The organism is Nereida sp. (assembly GCF_965655635.1).
Lineage (GTDB): Bacteria > Pseudomonadota > Alphaproteobacteria > Rhodobacterales > Rhodobacteraceae > Nereida.
This window is the reverse complement of record NZ_CBFHHE010000027.1, coordinates 1-19,806: the sequence shown is the minus strand read 5'-3', so window position 1 is coordinate 19,806 and position 19,806 is coordinate 1. Positions and strand designations below refer to the sequence as shown.

Annotated in this window: 21 protein-coding genes and 1 tRNA gene; 14 read left to right on the top strand and 8 right to left on the bottom strand. The window is 53.9% G+C overall.

Going from position 1 to position 19,806, the window contains the following annotated elements; genetic code table 11:
* Positions 1-9: 9 nt before the first annotated feature.
* Complete coding sequence (locus ACTF5M_RS08845; protein ID WP_438960654.1) at positions 10-894, bottom strand: LysR family transcriptional regulator; 885 nt, start codon at positions 892-894, stop codon at positions 10-12.
* A 141-nt stretch (positions 895-1,035) separates the two neighbouring features.
* Between ACTF5M_RS08845 and ACTF5M_RS08840 the strand changes: the two genes are divergently transcribed.
* From ACTF5M_RS08840 to trmD, 7 genes are all read left to right on the top strand, one after another.
* Entirely contained in the window at positions 1,036-1,614 is a 579-nt protein-coding gene (locus ACTF5M_RS08840) for an FMN-dependent NADH-azoreductase (RefSeq protein WP_438960653.1), read from the top strand.
* A gap of 289 nt (positions 1,615-1,903) precedes the next feature.
* The gene (gene ffh, locus ACTF5M_RS08835; RefSeq protein WP_438960652.1) at positions 1,904-3,418 is read left to right on the top strand and encodes a signal recognition particle protein; all 1,515 of its coding nucleotides are present in this window, start codon (positions 1,904-1,906) and stop codon (positions 3,416-3,418) included.
* A gap of 100 nt (positions 3,419-3,518) precedes the next feature.
* A complete protein-coding gene (locus tag ACTF5M_RS08830) occupies positions 3,519-4,124 on the top strand; it encodes a GNAT family N-acetyltransferase (protein WP_438960651.1) in 606 nt (201 codons plus the stop codon).
* Positions 4,117-4,413, top strand: a complete 297-nt coding sequence (locus tag ACTF5M_RS08825; RefSeq protein ID WP_048599175.1) for a chorismate mutase — start codon at positions 4,117-4,119, stop codon at positions 4,411-4,413. Before ACTF5M_RS08830 ends, ACTF5M_RS08825 begins: the two co-directional genes overlap by 8 nt.
* Positions 4,414-4,434: 21 nt before the next feature.
* The gene (gene rpsP / locus ACTF5M_RS08820) at positions 4,435-4,833 is read left to right on the top strand and encodes a 30S ribosomal protein S16 (protein WP_438960650.1); all 399 of its coding nucleotides are present in this window, start codon (positions 4,435-4,437) and stop codon (positions 4,831-4,833) included.
* A 323-nt stretch (positions 4,834-5,156) separates the two neighbouring features.
* A complete protein-coding gene (gene rimM / locus ACTF5M_RS08815; RefSeq protein WP_438960649.1) occupies positions 5,157-5,669 on the top strand; it encodes a ribosome maturation factor RimM in 513 nt (170 codons plus the stop codon).
* Positions 5,670-5,741: 72 nt separating this feature from the next.
* A complete protein-coding gene (gene trmD / locus ACTF5M_RS08810; protein WP_438960648.1) occupies positions 5,742-6,572 on the top strand; it encodes a tRNA (guanosine(37)-N1)-methyltransferase TrmD in 831 nt (276 codons plus the stop codon).
* Between the two features lie 3 nt (positions 6,573-6,575).
* Here trmD and rsgA read toward each other — a convergent pair whose 3' ends face one another.
* On the bottom strand, positions 6,576-7,670 hold the full coding sequence (rsgA, locus tag ACTF5M_RS08805; RefSeq protein ID WP_438960647.1) for a ribosome small subunit-dependent GTPase A: 1,095 nt from the start codon (positions 7,668-7,670) through the stop codon (positions 6,576-6,578).
* Positions 7,671-8,063: 393 nt separating this feature from the next.
* On the opposite strand from rsgA, the gene rplS reads away from it, so the two are divergent.
* From rplS to ACTF5M_RS08790, 3 genes are all read left to right on the top strand, one after another.
* On the top strand, positions 8,064-8,438 hold the full coding sequence (gene rplS / locus ACTF5M_RS08800) for a 50S ribosomal protein L19 (RefSeq protein WP_048599170.1): 375 nt from the start codon (positions 8,064-8,066) through the stop codon (positions 8,436-8,438).
* A 12-nt stretch (positions 8,439-8,450) separates the two neighbouring features.
* Positions 8,451-8,672, top strand: coding sequence for a 50S ribosomal protein L31 (gene rpmE / locus ACTF5M_RS08795; protein WP_048599169.1), 222 nt, complete (start codon positions 8,451-8,453; stop codon positions 8,670-8,672).
* A 182-nt stretch (positions 8,673-8,854) separates the two neighbouring features.
* Positions 8,855-9,664, top strand: a complete 810-nt coding sequence (locus ACTF5M_RS08790; RefSeq protein ID WP_438960646.1) for a division plane positioning ATPase MipZ — start codon at positions 8,855-8,857, stop codon at positions 9,662-9,664.
* Here the strand turns inward: ACTF5M_RS08790 and ACTF5M_RS08785 are convergent, their stop codons facing one another.
* The 3 genes from ACTF5M_RS08785 to ACTF5M_RS08775 are packed head-to-tail and all read right to left on the bottom strand — an operon-like array spanning position 9,665 to position 12,495.
* Positions 9,665-11,029, bottom strand: coding sequence for an MATE family efflux transporter (locus ACTF5M_RS08785; RefSeq protein WP_438960645.1), 1,365 nt, complete (start codon positions 11,027-11,029; stop codon positions 9,665-9,667). It abuts the gene before it with no gap.
* 2 nt (positions 11,030-11,031) lie between these two features.
* On the bottom strand, positions 11,032-11,766 hold the full coding sequence (locus ACTF5M_RS08780; RefSeq protein WP_438960644.1) for an amino acid ABC transporter permease: 735 nt from the start codon (positions 11,764-11,766) through the stop codon (positions 11,032-11,034).
* Between the two features lie 9 nt (positions 11,767-11,775).
* On the bottom strand, positions 11,776-12,495 hold the full coding sequence (locus ACTF5M_RS08775) for an amino acid ABC transporter ATP-binding protein (protein ID WP_438960643.1): 720 nt from the start codon (positions 12,493-12,495) through the stop codon (positions 11,776-11,778).
* Between the two features lie 145 nt (positions 12,496-12,640).
* Here ACTF5M_RS08775 and ACTF5M_RS08770 point away from each other — a divergent pair, with 145 nt between their 5' ends.
* Together ACTF5M_RS08770 and ACTF5M_RS08765 are read left to right on the top strand one after the other, a co-directional pair.
* Entirely contained in the window at positions 12,641-13,420 is a 780-nt protein-coding gene (locus ACTF5M_RS08770) for a transporter substrate-binding domain-containing protein (RefSeq protein ID WP_438960642.1), read from the top strand.
* 76 nt (positions 13,421-13,496) lie between these two features.
* Entirely contained in the window at positions 13,497-14,144 is a 648-nt protein-coding gene (locus ACTF5M_RS08765) for a glutathione S-transferase family protein (RefSeq protein WP_438960641.1), read from the top strand.
* A gap of 55 nt (positions 14,145-14,199) precedes the next feature.
* On the opposite strand, the gene katG is transcribed toward ACTF5M_RS08765, so the two are convergent.
* Entirely contained in the window at positions 14,200-16,404 is a 2,205-nt protein-coding gene (katG, locus tag ACTF5M_RS08760; RefSeq protein WP_438960640.1) for a catalase/peroxidase HPI, read from the bottom strand.
* A 94-nt stretch (positions 16,405-16,498) separates the two neighbouring features.
* Between katG and ACTF5M_RS08755 the strand changes: the two genes are divergently transcribed.
* Positions 16,499-17,398 carry a LysR substrate-binding domain-containing protein gene (locus ACTF5M_RS08755; RefSeq protein WP_438960639.1) on the top strand — a complete coding sequence of 300 codons (900 nt, stop codon included), beginning with the start codon at positions 16,499-16,501 and terminating at the stop codon, positions 17,396-17,398.
* 11 nt (positions 17,399-17,409) lie between these two features.
* Here ACTF5M_RS08755 and ACTF5M_RS08750 read toward each other — a convergent pair whose 3' ends face one another.
* Positions 17,410-18,447 carry a TRAP transporter substrate-binding protein gene (locus ACTF5M_RS08750; protein ID WP_438960638.1) on the bottom strand — a complete coding sequence of 346 codons (1,038 nt, stop codon included), beginning with the start codon at positions 18,445-18,447 and terminating at the stop codon, positions 17,410-17,412.
* A 185-nt stretch (positions 18,448-18,632) separates the two neighbouring features.
* On the opposite strand from ACTF5M_RS08750, the gene ACTF5M_RS08745 reads away from it, so the two are divergent.
* Entirely contained in the window at positions 18,633-19,601 is a 969-nt protein-coding gene (locus tag ACTF5M_RS08745; protein ID WP_438960637.1) for a recombinase family protein, read from the top strand.
* Between the two features lie 109 nt (positions 19,602-19,710).
* Here the strand turns inward: ACTF5M_RS08745 and ACTF5M_RS08740 are convergent.
* Positions 19,711-19,787, bottom strand: a tRNA-Met gene (locus ACTF5M_RS08740).
* Positions 19,788-19,806 lie beyond the last annotated feature (19 nt).

Below are 19,806 nucleotides of genomic sequence, written 5' to 3'. Positions count from 1 at the left end.
AGACAGCGCTTAGTCCTGCGCGAACGTCCACGTCTTAGCCACACTCTTTAAATGCTTTAGAAATGCCTGCACTTTGGCGGTGCGGTGCAAATCTACGTGGGTGACAAGCCACATCGGGACGGACCACTCATCAAGGGATGGCATCACCTCGTGCAGATCGTCACGCATGGCTAGTTCCCATTCAGGCACAAACCCAATGCCAGCACCCGCAGCAATCGCATCTTCCATGCTACGATTATTAGAAGTTCGGAACACAATCTGATCTTCAGGGACTTCACGCCCCAACCATTGAATGAACGGCGCACGCGAAGAACGGCTGTCGTGGCTCACAAAGCCATGCCCTGAAAGATCGCCGTTTTTCGGCAGCCCTTTACGCGCCACATATTTTTCGTGCGCCACAAGGCACATACGTTGCTTCATGAACTTCTGCACAACATTGTCTGGCTGATCCGGTGCTGCGCCTGCGCGAATGGCGACATGGGCCTCGCCGTATTCAAGGCGGAACAACCGTTCACCCGTCAGATACCGTACGCGCAAATCAGGGTGCTGGACCTGAAAATCACTGACCACACCACTCAAAAGCGGCGAAATGCCCGCAAGAGATGTCACAACAAAATCACCAGACACCCCCTCGCCCCGCCCTTTGAGGCGCCCAACAAGCTGGGTGAATTGTTCATCCGTAGTAGCCGCAACCTGCAACAAGTCTTGACCGGCTTCCGTTGCAGTGTAGCCGCGCGCGTGGCGCTGGAACAACTTCACACCAAGCCTGCCCTCAAGCGCATCAATATGGCGAATTACAGTAGCATGATGCACGCCCAATACCTCGGCAGCCCCGCTTACGGTACCGTTGCGCGCCACCTGAAAGGCCGTGCGTATTTCATCCCAATCATTCATGACCCACTCCGTCTCTCAATCATCCGCAAATTTCACTGTGCACAATTCAACAGAACGCGCCACAACTTTGCGCAATATGCTCAAAGTTGCAGATCTAATAGAAGAAAGATCAGAGTTTTTTTCAGCTAGAAAGCACAGTACATGCCCTCCAATATTCTTCGCCTTGATACGTCATCCAATACTGTTTCTGCCTCAAGCCGTATGCTTGTAGACGCGGTCGTTGCAAAACTGGGCGGCACTGTTGCCACCCGTGATTTGGCCGCAACGCCTCCTGCCCTTGTTGACTTGGGCTTTGTTACGGGCCGCAGTTTGCCAAAGGCTGACCGCTCAGCCGAGCAAGCCGCCTCACTTGAGTTGTCAGACACCTTGATCGCAGAACTTGAAGCCGCCGACGCAATCGTAATCGGCATGCCAATCTACAACTTCGCGCCACCTGCCGCCCTTAAGGCATGGGCCGACCAAGTTGCCGTCCCTCGCCGCACATTTAGCTACAGCGCGGATGGCCCCAAAGGTCTACTTGAGGGCAAAAAAGCATATGTGGTCGTGACTTCCGGCGGCACGCAAGTGGACAGCCCGATTGATTTCGCAACACCGTGGTTGCGCTTCTTTTTGGGCTTCATCGGCATCACCGATGTGACCGTGATCGCGGCTGATCGTTTGGGGGCGGATGCAGAAGCCAAATTAGCCGAAGCCAAAGAGCAAATCGCAGCCCTGTCGTAAGGCCACACAATCAGGCGGGCAGATAGGCAGTCTTGCTTTCTGCCCGTTCACCACAGCTGCTCTTCTAGAAGAAGGCGGACACATATTAGTACGGCGCCGCTTCTATTGACTCAGTACGCCGCTCGGCCTAAACGCGAGCCAAATCACGGAAGTCTCAAACTTCCGGTCTTTATGGTATCTACCAAAGATCGCCCTCCGTCAGCGCGTTGCGCCCACGGGGGTATTTGGGGTTTTTCGGATTGGCCCTTATGTTTGGGCCAAATGGAACAAAGTGCAAAGGGGCACGCGTATGTTTGAAAATCTATCAGATCGCCTATCAGGTGTATTCGATCGGCTGACCAAGCAGGGTGCGCTTTCAGAAGATGACGTCAAAACAGCGCTGCGCGAAGTACGTGTGGCTCTTCTTGAGGCTGACGTTTCCCTGCCCGTTGCCCGTGACTTCATCAAGGCCGTGCAAGAAAAGGCTGCAGGACAGTCTGTCACTAAATCGGTCACGCCTGGACAACAGGTCGTCAAAATCGTCCATGACGAGTTGGTCCATGTATTGGCCGGTGACGAAGGCGAGATCGGGTCACTAAAAATTGACAACGCCCCTGCCCCCATTTTGATGGTCGGTTTGCAGGGTGGCGGTAAAACGACAACCACCGGTAAACTTGCCAAGCGGCTGAAAGAGAAAAACGGCAAACGCGTTCTGCTGGCCTCTCTCGACATTTATCGCCCCGCTGCGCAACAACAGTTGGCCATTCTGGGCACACAGATTGGCGTAGATACTTTGCCAATCGTTGCCGGTGAAAGCGCTGTGCAAATTGCAAAACGTGCCAAGCAGCAGGCAACAATGGGCGGCTATGACGTCTATATGCTTGATACGGCGGGCCGTTTGCAGATCGACGAAACCCTGATGAAAGAGGTCGAGGACGTCCGCGATGTGGTGGACCCGCGCGAGACGCTTTTGGTTGTCGATGGCCTGACAGGTCAGGTCGCCGTGGAAGTGGCCGAAGAATTTGACGCAAAGATTGGTATTTCTGGCGTTGTGCTGACCCGTATGGACGGTGACGGACGGGGCGGGGCGGCGCTTTCTATGCGCGCAGTTACAAGCAAGCCGATCAAGTTTGTGGGTCTGGGCGAGAAAATGGACGCTCTTGAGGAGTTCCACCCCGAACGTATCGCAGGCCGTATCCTTGGCATGGGCGATATCGTCAGCCTGGTTGAAAAAGCGCAAGAAACCATTGAGGCCGAACAAGCCGAACGCATGATGAAGCGCTTCCAGAAAGGTCAGTTCAACATGAACGACCTTAAGATGCAGCTTAACCAGATGCTTCAAATGGGCGGAATGGAAGGCATCATGGGCATGATGCCCGGCATGAAAAAGATGGCCAAGCAAGTTGAGGAAAGCGGTTTCGACGACAGCATTCTGCGCCGCCAGATCGCGCTTATCAATTCAATGACCAAGAAAGAGCGCGCCAACCCGCAGCTTTTGCAAGCCAGCCGCAAAAAGCGCATCGCACACGGCGCTGGCCTTGAGGTGAGCGAATTGAACAAGCTCATGAAAATGCACCGCCAGATGTCCGATATGATGAAGAAAATGGGCAAGATGGGCAAAGGCGGCATGATGAAACAAGCCATGAAAGGCATGTTCGGAAAAGGCGGCCCTTCCCAAGCCGAGATTGAAGCAGCACAGCAACAAATGGCGGGTCGCAAAATGCCAGCGGGTCTTGGCGGTGCTGGTGGTTTGGCCGGTTTCCCCGGCCTCGGTGGTGGCGGCGGTTTGCCCCCCGGTTTGACGAGCTTTGGCAAAAAGAAATGATCCGCACCGCGATCATCAACACAGCGCGCATCATGCTCGGCTTTGCGCCGGTTATTTTTGCCGCGCCAATCTTTGACGTTGTTCAGGGAAGGGCCACGTAATGCACACTGCCAATATCCCTGTCCTCAATACAAAGCGGCTGTCCCTGCGCGGGCCAGAGGCTGAGGATTACCCCGACTTCAAAACCACCTTCAGCAGCTACCGTTCGCGGTTTATGGGCGGCCCTCTGAATGCCTATGAGGCGTGGATGCTTTATGCAGCCGAAATCGGGCATTGGAATATTCGCGGCTTTGGTATGTGGATGATCCATGATCGCATCACCGACGAGACTTATGGTATGGCTGGTGTCTGGCAGCCCGCGGGCTGGCCTACTGCAGAATTAGCATGGATCATCTGGCCCAAAGTGGCGGGCCGCGGCATCGCGCTTGAAGCTACGCATGCGGTACGCGACTATGCCTATGAAACGCTGAACTGGGACACTGCCGTCAGCTATCTTGACCCCAAAAACCTTGAAGCAATCCGTCTGGCCGAACGTCTTGGCTGTACCAAAGATGCGGATGCAGCCAGCGTTGATGACAACGATGTGGTTTACCGCCACCCGACACCAAACGCGCTGCACAACAGCCAGCTGCGTCACGGTATAGAAATGGAAATTGATCACTACCGCGATCCTGAATTCACCCCGAAAGGATGGGCTCTTGACTGATGCAGTAACTAAAGCCGCCGCCGTTTTGGCAGAGCACCGCGCGAGTATTGACCGCTTGGATGCGATCCTTGTGTACACCCTAGGAGAGCGCTTCAAGCACACACAGGCAGTGGGGAAACTCAAAGCCGAACACGACCTTCCCCCGTCCGATCCCACGCGCGAGGCGCATCAGATCGCACGGTTAGAAGATTTGGCAGGCAGGGCCGATCTGGACCCTGAATTTGCCAAGAAGTTTCTCAACTTCATCATCGCTGAAGTCATTCAGCATCACCAAAAACACCAATCATAACCCATCAAAGGAATTAATCTCATGGCTATGAAAATCCGTTTGGCCCGTGGTGGCTCTAAGAAACGCCCTTTTTACCGTGTCGTAGCAGCTGACAGCCGCATGGCACGTGACGGCCGCTTCATCGAGAAGCTCGGCACATACAACCCGCTCCTTCCTAAAGATAGCGAAGAGCGCGTGAAGCTGGACATGGAGCGCGTGCAGTACTGGCTGGGCGAAGGCGCACAGCCAACTGACCGTGTAAGCCGTTTCCTCGAAGCTGCTGGTGTTCTCGAAAAGAAAGAGCGCGCCAACATGAAGAAAGCCATTCCAGGCAAAAAAGCGCAGGAACGTGCAGAAGAAAAAGCAGCGAAAGCGGCTGACGCGGCAAACGCACCGGCTGAAGAAGCACCGGCTGAAGAAGCGGCTGCAGCAGAAGAGTAAGTCTTTTGTCAGTTTTGTCCCCGCACGGATGGCAAGGTTTTTGGGCTCATATAAACGCTCGTTAGCTTTGTCCTCGCGGGGGCAAAATTACCAAAGGCTTGGAACTGCAGTAGACGCTGTCTGAACACCGCAATTGCACCGTCGTCCACCAATCTAGACACACCATAGGAAAAGGTTTGAGCCGCCATGTTCAAATTGATGCGCTTAATCATGTTTGTTGGTGCTGCTTTTCTGGCAGGGATCGTTTATCAGATGGGCAACACATCAGAAGCCTGCAAAAATGCAGGTGGCACCATACGCAACTCAATTTGTGAGATACCTCAATGACCCAGAACACCTCCGACAAGGTTTTGGTAGGCACAATCGCCGGTGCATTCGGAGTACAGGGTGACGTCCGCATCAAATCATTTTGCAGCTTTGCACCTGACATCTTCGGCTATGCGCTGACAGACGAAAGCGGCACGCTCAGCATCGAGATGGTTCTGGTTCAGCAAATCAAGAACGGCTTTGCAGCGCAAATTGAGGGCGTCGTGACTAAAGAAGATGCGGACGCGCTTCGAGGTATTGATCTGTTCGCCACCCGTGAGCAGCTTCCCCAAGCAGACGATGATGAGTTCTACTACGCCGATCTGATCGGTCTGGCGGTGTTTGACACTGGCGGAACCGAGCTTGGCACCGTTAAGCACGTCATGGATCACGGTGCGGGCGATTTGCTTGAAGTCCAAGGCCCCAAGTTGAAAGACACAGTGTTGGTACCTTTCACCAAAGCTGCCGTTCCAACAGTAGACGTCGCGGGCGGACGCGTGATTATTGACCCACCCGAAGGTCTCTTTTGAACGCCCTACGGTATCAACGACACTCACAGTCACAACTCACCGCACTACAGGCGCGCTGAAAGAGGACATCCCATGACTGACGCGCCGCAAACCCCGTCTGCTGAAACTCCCACAAAGCCTGTCCGCGAAGAACGCTCCGTGGGGCGCAAGTCTATTTCCGCGTCACTCAAACCGCGCGAGTTGCTGACCGAAAAGCCACGCTTGGCCCGAGCATGGGATGCGCGTGTGGTGACCCTTTTGCCCCAAGCTTTCCCCGGTATTTTAGGCGAAAGTCTGACCGGCAAAGCCCTTAAAGACGGTGTGTGGCAGTTAGAAACCACAGACCTTCGCACATTTGGGGAAGGCCGGCACAAAAATGTTGATGACACGCCGTCGGGCGGTGGTGCAGGCATGGTGATGCGCGCGGATGTGGTGGGCAACGCCCTTGCAACTGCGCACCGCGGCGCACGGCATCCGATGATTTACCTCAGCCCTCGCGGGAAAAAGTTTGACCAAGGCATGGCCCAAGCTCTCGCGCGCGAAAACGGTGTGACACTGCTTTGTGGTCGGTTTGAAGGGGTGGATGAGCGCGTTCTTGAGCGCTTTGACATCATGGAGGTTAGCCTTGGGGATTTCGTGCTCACGGGTGGTGAGCTGGCCGCTCAAATGATTTTGGATGCCACGGTACGGTTGTTGCCGGGTGTTCTTGGAAACGCCGACAGCACCGTTGAGGAAAGCTTTTCAAATGGGCTTTTGGAGCACCCGCAATACACCCGTCCAGCCGAATGGGAGGGCATGAGCATCCCTGATGTTCTGACCAGTGGAAACCACAAAAAGATCGACCAGTGGCGTCAGCAACAATCTGAACACATCACCCAAGAGCGCCGACCTGATCTTTGGCAAGCGCACCTCAAAAAGGATTAGGCCCTATTTCTTGCGGTTACCTTTTTGAAGGCCCTTAATCGTCTTTCCCAGTGATTTGTCACGAGCCTTGCGGTGGGCCGCAGTTTGGGTTGCAGCTTCTGAATTATGCGCATCTTCATCTTGTAGCTTTTGCCAACGCTCAACACGCGCGGGATCAACGTTGCCGTCTGCGATACCTGCTTTGATGGCGCACTTCGGTTCAGACTGATGAGCACAATCTGAGAATTTACATTGCGCAGCGACCTCGATCAGATCGGCAAAAACATCCTTGATACCGGAAGCCGCGTCCGTCAGTTGCAACTCACGCATGCCCGGTGTGTCCAGAATTGCGCATCCATTTGGCAGCTGGTGCAACTCGCGGTGGGTCGTGGTGTGGCGCCCCTTTGCGTCATCGTCGCGAATACCTTGGGTCGCCGCTTTTATCTGTCCCGAAAGTGCGTTCACCAGTGTGGACTTACCCACTCCGGATGACCCTAAGAACGCAATCGTCTGGCCCAGCTGTACCCACGGGGCCAACGCATCGGATGGGTCTGTGTTGCGCACATCAATGGCTAGAACTGCGACGCGATCGGAAATGGTTTGGGCCTGCGCCACATATTCATCAGGGTCGTCGCTTAAATCTGCTTTGGTCAGGATAATGACGGGCGTTGTGTCCGCCTCAAACGCCAACGCCACGTAACGCTCAAGGCGTGCAACGTTGAAATCAGCATTGCACGAAGACACAATAAACACCGTATCGATGTTGGCCGCGATAGATTGGGTGTAGGTGATCCGTCCCGCGGCTTTGCGTTTAATGAGACTGCTGCGTTCAAGCCGCGCACAGGCTTTATTCGTCTCTGGATCAAGCATCAGCCAATCACCAACGGTCGCCTCAAAAGCGTGCGGAATCGTTAGATCAACATGGCCACCAATCACCCGAAGCGTATTACGGTGCACCGCTGTGACCCGCGTGGGCTGTGCGGCCGCGGGAAAGTCGGGAATACTTGATGACAAACCACCAAGCTGCGCCTCAAAGAAAGGGGTCCAGCCGAGGCGCGCCAATGGCGCATCGACAGCGTCAGGCGCATCGACCATGTTAGAGCGCTCAGACGCGGGCATGAAGGGCAAAGGTGGTGTTCAACATAGGCGGTACAAATAGGCGACATGTGCAGAGTTTACCAGTTATTTACATGAGCCGCCAAAGCACCGAACAATCCTTGAAATGAATGCCAAGCGTGGCACACAAGGGGTTGTCACGAACCGACGAAAGGCCTTATACGGCCCAAGTCTTACCGCGTTAGCGGATTCGGACACCGCTTGTATTGGTGAACTTGCGCATATGACCCTTTGGTGTTTCGGCAACGGGTATCGCGACTTAGGGAACTGGTGCGGCACACAAGGAATAGTGACCTAACCTCTGGCGGGCGCCACGGCGGACCCGAACGACACCCGAGAGCTCTGAGGCTGCGCCACACCATCGCGGGCAAACCGTGAGCAACATAGGAGACGATCATGAACCTGATCGCTGAACTGGAGGCCGAACAAGTTGCGGCCCTTGGGAACGAGCTTCCCGACTTTAAAGCGGGTGACACCATCCGCGTTGGTTACAAAGTAACCGAAGGCACACGCAGCCGTGTGCAAAACTACGAAGGCGTTTGCATTGCGCGCAAGAACGGTGAAGGCATTGCCGGATCGTTCACTGTTCGCAAAATCTCCTTCGGTGAAGGTGTTGAGCGCGTATTTCCGCTGCACTCCACTAACATTGACAGCATCACAGTAGTACGTCGTGGCCGTGTACGTCGCGCGAAACTGTACTATCTTCGTGAGCGTCGCGGTAAGTCTGCTCGTATCGCTGAGCAAACAAACTACCGTCCCAAGAAATCTTAAGGAGCGGATGTCATGAGAAAAGATACCCACCCTGACTACCACATCATCAAAGTCAAAATGACAAACGGTGATATCGTTGAAATGAAATCCACTTGGGGTTCCGAAGGCGACCAGATCGCTTTGGACATCGACCCATCCGCACACCCAGCATGGACTGGTGGTAACACAAAGCTGATGGATACCGGTGGTCGCGTATCCAAGTTCAAAAACAAATACGCTGGCTTGGGCTTCTAAACCCGCCACAGATTTGTGTGTTGAATTCAAACGCCGCTCCTTATCTGGGGCGGCGTTTTTCGTTGGTTGATTGCAGTTTTACCAATGGTGCGCGGTTATGCTTTCATTGGGTCTCAACGCCACATATAGTCGCTCAAAAGTATCTTTGCGGATGCGAGCAGATAGATCAAAGGGCCGAATACATGGCGCATATTATCGTTGTAGGAAATGAAAAAGGCGGCGCGGGAAAATCCACGGTTTCCATGCACGTAGCCACAGCCCTGTCGCGAATGGGCCGCCGTGTCGGGTGCCTTGATTTGGACCTGCGCCAAAAAACGCTGGGGCGCTACATTACGAACCGCCAGACTTTTCTGAGTGCCGAAGGTCTTGAACTGCCCACGCCGACTTACCTAGATTTGCCCGAGCTGGACCAATCGACGTTGGCGGAGGGCGAAAACATTTATGATGCCCGCCTAACGGCTGGTGTTGCTGCACTTGATGCGGACAATGACTTTGTATTGATCGACTGCCCCGGCTCTCACACACGGTTAAGCCAAGTGGCGCACTCTCTTGCAGATACCCTGATCACGCCCCTAAACGATAGCTTTGTCGACTTTGACTTGTTGGCCCGCGTCGACACAGAAGGCACCAACATCACAGGCCCTTCAGTGTATTCCGAAATGGTATGGGCCGCGCGTCAGTTGCGCGCCAAAGCAGGCCTAACACCTATTGATTGGATCGTTGTGCGCAACCGTATGGGCGGGCAGAACATGGTAAATAAACAGAAGATGGAAGCCGCCATTGGGAAGCTCGCAAAGCGGATCGGTTTTCGGACAGCAACCGGCTTTAACGAACGGGTTATTTTCCGTGAGCTATTTCCACGGGGGCTGACCCTACTTGATCTACGCGATATTGGCGTAAAGGGGATGAATATCTCAAACGTTGCCGCCCGTAACGAGCTGCGCGAATTGATCAAAGCCCTTGATCTGCCAAACGTGAAAGTCAGCTTCTGATCAGCTTGCGCGCAGCAAGCCACCCATCTCACGCTCTGCAACGCGTCCCGCAACGAACATGGCCAGCAGCCAACCGGTTGCTACTGCCATGGCGATACCCAGCCAGACGCCAATCACGTCAAAGCCTGCGGGGCTTACAAAAACCCAGATGAACAGGCCCACGCCCAAACCTTGGCGGTAGATGCTGATCCACAGAGTCCAGATTGGTTTCTTGAGTGCTTGTAGGATTGAGTTGATTGAAAAGAGCATCATGTAAACGGGGAACAGGATCGCATCGACATGCAGATAGCTTGCCCCGATCTCGATGACCGCCGGATCATCCGTAAAGAGCCCCATGGCAAAATGCCCGCCAAACCATAATGACGGCAACGCGATAGCGGCCATCACAAAGCCAACCTTCCAGCAAAAGCGCAGGGCTTCGCGAACGCGGTCATGCTCACCCGCGCCAAAGTTTTGTCCTGCAATGGGTAAAAGCGCGCCGGTCATACCCAGTACCGGCAACAGCAAAATTTGCTCAATCCGAAGGCCGACCCCGTATGCCGCGATAGCCTCGCCGCCAAATCCCTTAAGGGCGAATTGTACAACAAAGCCAGAGACAAACATCACCACAAGCGCCGTGGTGGTCGGTAGCATTTGCGCAAAGATTTCACGGAAGCTGGCCCATGTGGGGATGAACGCATCACGGGGCACACCCTGCATCATCTCTAGTGCGAACACCCGCGAGAAAATCCAGATCATTACGCCAGTCTGCGACAGGATCGTAGCCGCCGCGATACCGTTGAAACCCATACCGCCCCATATGCCGGGAATGCCGAAAATGAACAATGGGTTCAGTCCGATGTTCGCCACGAACGCCACCATCAATCCGCGCTGCATCGAAACCGTATCACCGTGGGATTGCAAAATACCGTTCGTACCATAGGCTAGCAAAAACGCAGGCAGCGCGAACAGCAACCAATTGAAATACCCCAAGGCCGCATCTCGGTAGGCGCCCTCCTCCGAGACAAGCGCAATCAAAAACGGGCCAGAAAACGCGCCGATACACATCAGCAAGGCCGTTGCGATCAAACCAAAGCTAATCCCTTGGGCCGCCAGCCTGCGCGACGAGGTGCCGTCCTTGCGTCCCTTTGCGTTACTTACAAGTGCGCTGAGCGCCGATCCAAGGCCAAACCCCACGGCCATCATGATGAAAAATGCCTGATACCCAACGGCCAAACCGGCCTGTGCCTCGGTGCCCAACATGCCTGCGAAATAAACATCAACCACGTTATAAAGGGTGGCGAACAACATCCCGAAGGCCGCCGGAACCGCAAGCGCACGAAAGTGACCCGAGATCGGGCCGGTCGTCAGATCATCTTTTTGCATATTTAGTCCGCCGCTTTCATATGCCGTTCAAGCCAACGGACGCCTGCAGATACAATGAGGATAAGAACCAAATATTCCAACACCAAAATAGTATAAATCTCGAGGGGTCGGTACTCGGAGACCACCAATTCGTTCGCTTTGCGGGTTAATTCTTGCATTCCGATCACCGACACCAGCGATGACATTTTGAGCATATAGACCAGCTGGTTGCCCAGTGCAGGCAGGATACGGCGGATCGCTTGGGGCAAGATGACAAAGCGCATAGTGTCGCGGTAGTTCAGTGAAATAGACTGCGCCGCCTCATATTGGCCACGGCTGATTGACTGAATGCCCGCGCGGAAAATTTCGGCCTGAAATGCACTGTCAGACATGGCAAGTGCCAGTACACCGGCCCAGAACACATTCAGTGTCAGGCCCGTAAGTTGAGGCAGGCCGTAGTACACCCAAAGGATCAGAACTAGAATCGGCACCGCGCGCACCACCTCGACATATGTTCGGTTAATCGCGCGGTAGCGGCGCTTGCTAGACAACCCTGGCAGCGCAATCAAAAGCCCAACCACAACCGAAATAAGAATGGCGGTCAGTGACATCAAAATGGTGTTGTAGGCACCGGTCGCCATGAATTTTAGGTTGGCAAGCCCATTGGCAGTGCGGGGGTCCACTACATACCACCCCCAATTTCCAGAACAGCCCGACAACAGCAAAGCCAGTGGAGCAAGAACAATCAAACGTTTCATAACACGCCCCTAATGGTTCAGAATTTGTTGGATAAACGCACCGAAGCGCGCGGATTTTGGGGCAGTAAAGACCTGTTCCGTAGGGCCCACTTCAACGATTTGGCCCTTATCCATGAATACCATCTTATCAGCAACGCGGCGGGCAAAACCCATCTCGTGGGTCACAACCACCATGGTCATTCCGTCACGGGCCAACTCGGACATCACATCAAGCACTTCGGCAATCATTTCAGGATCAAGGGCCGAGGTCGGCTCGTCGAAAAGTAAAATGCGCGGCTCCATACAAAGAGATCGCGCAATAGCGACACGTTGCTGCTGACCACCAGATAATTGGCGCGGCAACTTATCAGCCTGATCAGGAATTCGAACGCGATTAAGATATTTCATCGCACGTTCTTCGGCAGCCTTCGGATCTAGCCCCAAAACGCGCCGCGGACCGAGGGTCAGGTTTTCAAGTACCGTCAGATGAGGGAACAAATTGAACTGCTGAAAGACCATCCCGACGTTGCCACGGATTTTCTCGAGGGTTGCTTTATCGTCAGTTAGCGTCACACCATCCACGATGATTTCGCCCTGCTCATGTGCCTCAAGGCGGTTAATGCAGCGGATCAGCGTCGACTTACCGGAGCCGGATGGACCACAGATAACAACCTTCTCACTAAGGTTCACATCAAGAGACACGTCTTTCAGCGCCTGAAAAGTGTCAAAAAACTTTGACACTTTTCGCATGGAAATTAAGGCAACCATAGTTCACACTTCTCCTAGAGCTGCGTGATGGTAAAAAAGGACACGCAACGCAATTTTTATTGGGATTACCAGTTTCCTGCCGCCAATTTTATACTAACTAGCCCTAAACACACACAGAGGAATACCCATGAAATTTTTTAAGATCGCTGCTGCGACCCTCGTTCTTGCGGCAAGTTCCGTACAGGCGACTGCACAATCTGCCCTAAGTGAAATCCTTTCAAATGGCGTGCTGAAAGTCGGCACGACTGGCGATTGGAACCCAATGACAATGCGCGATGTCGCGACAAACAGCTACACCGGATACGACATCGATGTGATGACGCAGCTGGCTACCGATCTGGGCGTGGAAGTTGAGTTCGTTGCAACAGACTGGAAAACATTGGTGAGCGGCGTGACCTCGGGCCAGTACCACATCACAGGATCAGCCTCTGTTTCGCCAAGCCGCGCAAAAGCCGCAGGGTATTCAGACAGCTACTTCAGCCTTGCGACCGTGCCACTGACGCTGAAAGAAAACGCAGGTCGTTTCTCAAGCTGGGATGATTTGAACAACGCTAATGTTTCAGTCGCCGCAACTTTGGGCACAACTCAAGAAAAGCAAGTCAAAGAGTTCTTCCCGGACGCACAATACCGCATTGTTGAAGCCCCTGCCCGTGACTTCCAAGAAGTGCTCGCAGGCCGTGCTGATGCAAACATCACCTCAAACGTTGAGGCAAACAAACTGGTGGCACAATACGACCAACTGATGATCGTGCCAGTTTCCGAGGGCCGCGCCCCTACACCAATCGCGATGCTTTTGCCACAAGCAGACCAAGTATGGATCAACTACGTCAACACGTGGATCACGCTGAAGCAAGAACAGGGCTTCTTCGACACGTTGGGCAAAAAATGGCAGCTTCTTGCTGAGTAATCAGCGCTCTTAACCAAACCCAAGGGGTCAATTGCGTCTGCGGTTGGCCCCTTTTTTAATTTGAGATTGGAAAACTATGCTGACCATTTATTCAGTACCGGTCGCGATCTATTGCGCCAAATTGCGGATCACCATGCGCCACAAAGGGCTGGCGTGGGAAGAATTGCCCCCACCCGGCGGCTACGGATCTGCGGAGTATAAGGCGATTGTTCCGTCTGGGAACCTCCCCGCCATGGTTGATGAAGGTTTTATGTTGGCGGATTCCGAAGCCATCGCAGAGTACTTGAACGAGGCCTATCCAGACGTTCGGATGTTGCCCGACACAGTGCAACTTCGCGCAAAGGCCCGCGAGAAAGGCAGACTACACGACACGCGGCTCGAACCGGCGGTGCGCGCCATGTATCCTCAAGTAGCGCACGAAACCCGCAACGCAGAGGCTGTGAAGGCCGGTGGTGCAGAGATCACAAAGCACCTTAAAGCATTGGCGCTATTGCTGCGCGACAGCCCACTTGACCAAGACACGCTTTGGCTTTGCGACTGTGGGTTTGCGATCACGTTCGCATGGATCAGAGCGTTTGAGCAGGCACTTAGCCTGCCCGTTGAGTGGCCCCAATCTGTTCTGGATTACGATGCGCGACTACAAAGCTTTGCACCCGTCAGTGATGAGCTTGTTCACTACAAGCCCGCAATGGATGACTATCTCCGCAAGACATACCCCGCATAAAAAAACGCCGCGCTTACCAAAACGCGGCGTTTCCAATTTTCAATTATGAAATGGCTTATGCTGCCAGATCAAAGCGGTCCAGTTCCATCACCTTGACCCAAGCCGCCGCAAAGTCAGCTAGGAACTTCTGCTCTGCATCATCTGATGCATAGACCTCAGCCAATGAGCGCAGGATCGAGTTTGAACCGAACAGAAGGTCAACTTCTGTACCCGTCCACTCACCGCCTTCAGACGTTTTGTAGGTGCCGTCGCCAACATTCGTCCAAGCACCTAAAGTTGAGAGCAAGTTGCGGAAGAAATCGTTGCTCAACGCACCTGGGCGATCCGTCAGAACACCGTGCTTTGTACCGCCCGCATTGATATCGAGCACACGCAAACCACCAATGAGCACAGTCATTTCCGGCGCGCTTAGGGTGAGCAATTGCGCACGGTCCACCAGGTGCTCGGCCGCAGAGCGGACGTTGCCCGCAGGAAAGAAGTTACGGAACCCTTCGGCAGTAGGCTGCATCACGCTGAAGCTGTCCACATCAGTTTGCTCTTGTGTTGCGTCTGTCCGGCCCGGTGTGAACGGCACTGAGATGTCACTACCAGCAGCTTTTGCCGCGGCCTCAAGTCCCGCAGAACCACCCAGAACGATCAGGTCGGCCAATGACACTTTCTTGTCACCAGATTGCGCTCCATTGAAGGCCGCTTGTACAGCTTCAAGTTTAGCAATCGTACCATCAAAGCCATATGACGCGTTAACCGCCCAGTCTTTTTGTGGCGCCAAGCGAATGCGCGCACCATTTGCACCGCCGCGCTTATCTGAACCACGGAACGTAGACGCAGAGGCCCACGCAAGGGCAACAAGCTCTTGTGGTGTTGCACCTGACGCAAGGATATCCGCTTTCAATGCAGTCACATCTGCAGCATCGATCAATGCGTGATCTACCGCAGGCACAGGATCTTGCCACAACTCAGGCTCAGCCGGAACAAGCGGACCAAGACCGACGTTATGTGGTCCCATGTCACGGTGTGTTAGCTTGAACCAAGCCTTTGCAAACGCCTGTTTGAACTCTTCAGGGTTTTCGTAAAAGCGACGTGAAATCTTGGCATAGGCCGGATCTTCGCGCATGGCCAAATCAGACGTGAACATCACAGGCGCGTGGCGCTTTTCGGAGTTGTGCGCATCTGGCACGGTACCTTGAGCTTCCGCCTGAACCGGCTTCCACTGCTTGGCACCAGCAGGGCTTTCAGTCAGCTCCCAGTCGTAACCAAATAGGTTCTCAAAGTAGTTGTTGTCCCAAACCGCTGGGTTTGTTGTCCACGCACCTTCAAGGCCAGAAGTGATTGTGTGCTCGCCTTTTCCGCTCTCGTATGAGTTTGCCCAACCAAAGCCCATTGCTTCAAGACCAGCGCCCTCAGGTTCCGCATCCACATATTGCTCGGGGTCTGCGGCGCCGTGCCCTTTGCCGAATGTATGACCACCCGCAATCAGCGCTACGGTTTCTTCATCGTTCATGGCCATGCGGCCAAAGGTTTCGCGAATATCACGTGCTGATGCCAACGGGTCAGGGTTGCCGTTTGGTCCTTCTGGATTGACGTAGATCAGACCCATCTGCACCGCACCCAAGACAGGTGCCAACTCTCGGTCGCCGCTGTAACGCTCGTCTGCGAGCCACTCGGTTTCAGGACCCCAGTAGATGTCTTCTTCCGGCTCCCAGATGTCTTCGCGGCCACCGGCAAAGCCGTACGGTTCGAAACCCATCGTCTCAAGTGCTTCGTTACCCGCAAGGATCATCAGGTCCGCCCAAGAAATTGCAGCGCCGTATTTTTGCTTGATTGGCCACAAAAGGCGACGCGCTTTGTCGAGGTTGCCGTTGTCTGGCCAGCTGTTGAGCGGCGCAAAACGTTGGCTACCAGAACCTGCACCACCGCGACCATCATGCACGCGGTATGTACCCGCAGAGTGCCACGCCATCCGAATGAAGAACGGACCGTAGTGGCCGTAGTCCGCAGGCCACCAATCTTGGCTGTCTGTCATCAATGCTTTCAGATCGGCTCGCAGGGCATCCAGATCAAGGGCTTTGAACGCTTCAGCATAGTTGAAGTCAGCATCCATTGGGCTGACGCTTGGTGCGTTCTGGCTCAGCATTTTGAGGTTCAGTTGGTTCGGCCACCAGTGTTGGTTCGCCTGCGTCCCCTTAGCGGAGTGCGCGCCGTGCATAACAGGGCATTTGCCTGATTTTTTGTTGTTGATGTCGTCGAATGCGCCGTCCATAAGAATCTCCAATGTTGCTAATTTAGAATAGTTCTAGCAAAGGTTTTCCATTAGGATAAGTTGTATTTTCTGATTAATACGATAAGTTTTCCCTATGGATAATTTAACCCTCAAACAGCTGCGATATTTTGATGCGCTGGTCCAACAACGTCACTTTGGACGCGCTGCCGAGGTATGTGCAATTTCTCAACCTGCATTGTCCATGCAGATCAAAGAAATGGAAGCCACCCTTGGGTCAGCCTTGTTTGAGCGGACACCCCGCAATCTTGGCCTGACGCCGTTCGGTGAAACAGTTGTTGAACGTGCCCGCGATATTTTACGCTCCGTCGATGAGTTGACAGATTTGGCGCGCTCACAACAAAGCAAGCTAAGTGGCAAACTACGCCTTGGCGTGATCCCGACAATTGCGCCCTATCTTTTGCCCAGAGTTCTCGGTGCACTAAGCCAAAGCTATGACAGCCTCGACATCCACATACGCGAAACGATGACCCCAAAGTTGCTGAAAGAACTAGCAGACGGCAAAATTGATGCGGCGTTGCTTGCCTTGCCCGTGGGCGAAACCAGTTTTGCCGAGGTGCCGCTTTTTGAAGAAACCTTTGTGCTTGTCCGCCCCGCTGCTGATGCGCAATTGCCCCCACCCGATGCAAAAGGACTGGCGGCGATGCGGCTTTTACTTTTGGAGGAAGGGCACTGTTTTCGCGACCAAGCATTATCGTTCTGCACAGGCCCATCTGTTCGCCCTTGGGAGGGCCTAGACGGCACGTCTTTGTCAACATTGGTTCAGATGGTTGGTGCGGGCATCGGTGTCACATTGATCCCGCAGATGGCCGTTGACGTAGAAACCCGTTCAGCACCCGTGGCGATTTCGGCGCTTGATGGTGCGCAGCCCTCGCGGCAAATCGGAATGATCTGGCGCAAAACCAGCCCGCTGGCAGAGCAGCTAAATGACGTGGCTCACTTGGTACAGCAGGCCGCGTCATCCTTAGCACAGTAGTAAAGACGTCTCTATTTCGAGTGCTTCGCAACTGCCTCGCGGGCGCGCTTAAGCAATTCAGCACCATCGATACCAATGCTGTTCACTTCGCTCACCCAGCGATCCGCCACCTGCTGGAACGGACCATCAAAGGCCGCCGTATTTTCCGCCGACAAGGCGCTTACGGCTGCGCCAGCTGCTCGGGCGCGCTCTTTGCCCAGGGGCTCCATCTCATTCCATGCAGCGCCCATAGCCTCGGACAAAACGCGACCTGACACTTCATCGACAATCGCCTGAAGATCAGCGGGCAAAGACGCGTAACTGTTCTTATTCATTGCAAAAAGGAAGGTGGACGTGCCAAATCGTGCGCCACCATCCAACTCAACAGAAGCCGTCGTTAGGTCCGCAAGTTTAAGCGGGATCGCCACCTCAAAAGGTACAAGCCCTGCATCAACTGTCTTTTTGGCAAGCGCTTGCGGCAACGCAGGAACAGGCATGCCCACAGGCTCTGCGCCCAAAGCCTCAAGCATCCACGCACCCGTCCGCGACGGGCTTCTAATCTTGAGGCCTTCAAAATCTTGCAACTCTGTTACGTTACCCGATGCCAAATGAAGCGCGTTTCCGGCATGTACGTGCACAAGAAGCGGATAGATATCATCAAAATCAGCGGCCAGATCAGGCATCATGTCTTGAATAGCGCGGTTAGTCGCCAAAGCATCACCGCCATGTACGTTGGGCAGTTCAAAAACTTCTACGCGAGGGAAAACGCCGGGAGTGTATCCGGGCAGCGTCCACACAACATCTGCAACACCGTCGCGAACTTGGCCGTAAAGCTCTGAAGGTTTGCCGCCCAATGACATGGACGGGAATACTTCGAACGCAATCCGCCCACCTGATGCCTCCTCGATGGCAGCAACCCATGGCTCGATCAAACGGGTCTGCGTGATGGCTTTGGGGCTTAGAAAGTGGTGCACCGAAAAGGTAAATTCCTGCGCAACAGCCGCTGAGGACATGCAAATCCCCAAAGCCGCCCCAACAATTTTGACGCGTAATGATTTGAACAGGGGCATGCGGTTTTCCTTACTTTTGCGCGGCACCCACGGCCTTTGACGTGAGCACACTTAGAAACTTGAGGGGAAGCATAACGCACCAGCCCCAAAGAAACATCCGCAAAAACGGCATTATACCCGAGCAATCAGAACTCAGACCTCCAAGCGGCACATAAAAGCACCCCGCGCAGTGGCGGAGCGCAAGGATGCTAGGCTTTGCGTGCACCATCAAACGTATCTTCAACGACTATGTTGAAGGTAAAACAGCGCGCCAGATTGCAGCAGATCTCAATAAAGAAGGTGTCGCAAGCCCACGCGGAGGTCTTTGGAATGCCTCGACCATCAATGGCAACCGAAAGCGGCGCAATAGCATCTTAAATAACGAGCTTTATCGGGGGAAGATCGTCTACAATAGACAAAGCTTCCTAAGAGACCCAGAGACGGGGAAGCGACGTTCACGTCCAAACCCACAGGCGCTCTGGGTTACAAAGCATGTTCCTCACTTGCAAATCATTGAGCACGAGATCTGGGACAAAGCTCATGCGTTAAAAGAAAAATGTGCATCAAAGTGCGGGAACAAACGGCAGACCCGCAAACGTATCCTCACCGGACTTGTCAAATGCGGATGCTGTGGTGGCAGTATGACGATCATTGGTAGAGAGAGATACGCCTGTTCTTCTCGAAAGGAACAAGGAACCTGCAGCAATGGAACCAGCATCAAAGCACAAGACCTAGAACAACGCGTATTCGATGGACTTCAATCCATTTTGCTTGGACGTGAAGATACGGTGCAGGCGTTTGCAGACGCGTTTCATGGTGAAGTTAAACGACGCCAAACCAATAACGCGTCCAACAAGTCCGCCGTCCAAAAAGACCTGCTAAAGGTCGAAACTAGCATCAAACGCTGTGTTGATCTACTTTTGCACTCCAACACCCCCATGGAAAGCATACGCAGTACACTTGAAGAGCTCGAGACACAGAAACGCGCTCTTGTCCAAGAGAGCGCCCTACAAACCCAAGTAAACAAGATTGTACTTCACCCAAATATTGGTGCTCTCTACGCGCGTAAGGTTAGCAATCTGAAGAGCCTTCTTGAGAACGATGCCACCAAACATCCGGCCACTGAGATCATCCGCTCACTGATTGAGAAGATAGCTGTTGCACCGACAGGATAGCGCGGCAAAAGCGATGTGGTTTTGAACGGGGCATTGGCGAGCATACTCGCATACGCAAGCGAGCCCACAGCAGGGGATCAGGTGCAATCCAATGTTGGTAGGATCTTGTTGGTTGCGGGAGTAGGATTTGAACCTACGACCTTCAGGTTATGAGCCTGACGAGCTACCGGGCTGCTCCATCCCGCGCCAACTTGGTTTGTTTAGT

Coding starts and splice junctions, on each gene's coding strand:
- ACTF5M_RS08845 (WP_438960654.1), bottom strand. CDS start 894: ATGAATGATTGGGATGAAATACGCACGGCCTTTCAGGTGGCGCGCAAC.
- ACTF5M_RS08840 (WP_438960653.1), top strand. CDS start 1,036: ATGCCCTCCAATATTCTTCGCCTTGATACGTCATCCAATACTGTTTCT.
- ffh (WP_438960652.1), top strand. CDS start 1,904: ATGTTTGAAAATCTATCAGATCGCCTATCAGGTGTATTCGATCGGCTG.
- ACTF5M_RS08830 (WP_438960651.1), top strand. CDS start 3,519: ATGCACACTGCCAATATCCCTGTCCTCAATACAAAGCGGCTGTCCCTG.
- rpsP (WP_438960650.1), top strand. CDS start 4,435: ATGGCTATGAAAATCCGTTTGGCCCGTGGTGGCTCTAAGAAACGCCCT.
- rimM (WP_438960649.1), top strand. CDS start 5,157: ATGACCCAGAACACCTCCGACAAGGTTTTGGTAGGCACAATCGCCGGT.
- trmD (WP_438960648.1), top strand. CDS start 5,742: ATGACTGACGCGCCGCAAACCCCGTCTGCTGAAACTCCCACAAAGCCT.
- rsgA (WP_438960647.1), bottom strand. CDS start 7,670: ATGCCCGCGTCTGAGCGCTCTAACATGGTCGATGCGCCTGACGCTGTC.
- rplS (WP_048599170.1), top strand. CDS start 8,064: ATGAACCTGATCGCTGAACTGGAGGCCGAACAAGTTGCGGCCCTTGGG.
- rpmE (WP_048599169.1), top strand. CDS start 8,451: ATGAGAAAAGATACCCACCCTGACTACCACATCATCAAAGTCAAAATG.
- ACTF5M_RS08790 (WP_438960646.1), top strand. CDS start 8,855: ATGGCGCATATTATCGTTGTAGGAAATGAAAAAGGCGGCGCGGGAAAA.
- ACTF5M_RS08785 (WP_438960645.1), bottom strand. CDS start 11,029: ATGCAAAAAGATGATCTGACGACCGGCCCGATCTCGGGTCACTTTCGT.
- ACTF5M_RS08780 (WP_438960644.1), bottom strand. CDS start 11,766: ATGAAACGTTTGATTGTTCTTGCTCCACTGGCTTTGCTGTTGTCGGGC.
- ACTF5M_RS08775 (WP_438960643.1), bottom strand. CDS start 12,495: ATGCGAAAAGTGTCAAAGTTTTTTGACACTTTTCAGGCGCTGAAAGAC.
- ACTF5M_RS08770 (WP_438960642.1), top strand. CDS start 12,641: ATGAAATTTTTTAAGATCGCTGCTGCGACCCTCGTTCTTGCGGCAAGT.
- ACTF5M_RS08765 (WP_438960641.1), top strand. CDS start 13,497: ATGCTGACCATTTATTCAGTACCGGTCGCGATCTATTGCGCCAAATTG.
- katG (WP_438960640.1), bottom strand. CDS start 16,404: ATGGACGGCGCATTCGACGACATCAACAACAAAAAATCAGGCAAATGC.
- ACTF5M_RS08755 (WP_438960639.1), top strand. CDS start 16,499: ATGGATAATTTAACCCTCAAACAGCTGCGATATTTTGATGCGCTGGTC.
- ACTF5M_RS08750 (WP_438960638.1), bottom strand. CDS start 18,447: ATGCCCCTGTTCAAATCATTACGCGTCAAAATTGTTGGGGCGGCTTTG.
- ACTF5M_RS08745 (WP_438960637.1), top strand. CDS start 18,633: ATGCTAGGCTTTGCGTGCACCATCAAACGTATCTTCAACGACTATGTT.